1 protein-coding gene and 1 rRNA gene are annotated in these 929 nt (G+C 69.1%); both read left to right on the top strand.

Annotation, left to right across the window (positions count from 1 at the left end):
• A 5S ribosomal RNA gene (gene rrf / locus ACH4SE_RS33945) occupies positions 1 to 93 on the top strand; the annotation flags it as partial.
• Between the two features lie 315 nt (positions 94 to 408).
• Positions 409 to 929, top strand: a 521-nt coding sequence (locus ACH4SE_RS33940) for a hypothetical protein (protein ID WP_398547405.1), incomplete at its 3' end; no start/stop codon positions are given.

Here is a 929-nt window from a genome sequence, read left to right as displayed (position 1 = left end):
ACGCCCGGTTACATTCCGAACCCGGAAGCTAAGCCTTTCAGCGCCGATGGTACTGCAGGGGGGACCCTGTGGGAGAGTAGGACACCGCCGAACAATCTTTCCAGACCCCTGGTCCTGGCCTACGTGCTGGGACCAGGGGTTTTTTGCATGCACTCACGCAGCGCGGTGTCCCCGTGAATACGGGAGACTTGTACTACAGCAGCACGATTCGAGGAGTCACGTCGATGTCCAACTCGCCTGAAGACCGGCCCGAGCGTCCCGAACGCCGGGACTCGCGCCCGAACGGCGGTGGCGACCGTGGGGGTTACCGCAGCGGCGGCCCGCGGCGGGACGGTGACCGCCCGAGCGGTGGCGGCTACCGCCGCGACGACCGACGTGACGACCGCCCCCGCGGTGACCGTCCTCGTGATGACCGGCCTCGTGATGATCGTCCGCGTTTCGACGACCGCAGGGACGACCGTCCTCGTGGGCCGCGCCGCGAGGGTGACCGCCCGGGTGGTGGTTTCCGTCGTGATGATCGTCCGCGTTCGGACCGTCCGTACGGTGGTGGTGGCGGTGGTTTCCGTCGTGACGACCGGCCGCGTGACGACCGCCCTCGTGATGACCGTCCGCGCTACGACCGTCCCCGTGACGACCGCCCGCGTGATGACCGGCCTCGTGATGACCGTCCGCGTTTCGACGACCGCAGGGACGACCGTCCTCGTGGGCCGCGCCGTGACGGTGACCGCCCCGGTGGTGGTTTCCGACGTGACGACCGTCCCCGTTCGGACCGTCCGTACGGTGGTGGTGGCGGTGGTTTCCGTCGTGACGACCGGCCGCGTGACGACCGCCCTCGTGATGACCGTCCGCGCTACGACCGTCCCCGTGACGACCGCCCGCGTGATGACCGGCCTCGTGATGACCGTCCGCGTTTCGACGACCGCAGGGAC

This window comes from Streptomyces sp. NPDC020983 (genome assembly GCF_044333485.1).
Lineage (GTDB): Bacteria > Actinomycetota > Actinomycetes > Streptomycetales > Streptomycetaceae > Actinacidiphila.
This window is presented reverse-complemented; position numbering and strand designations above follow the sequence as displayed.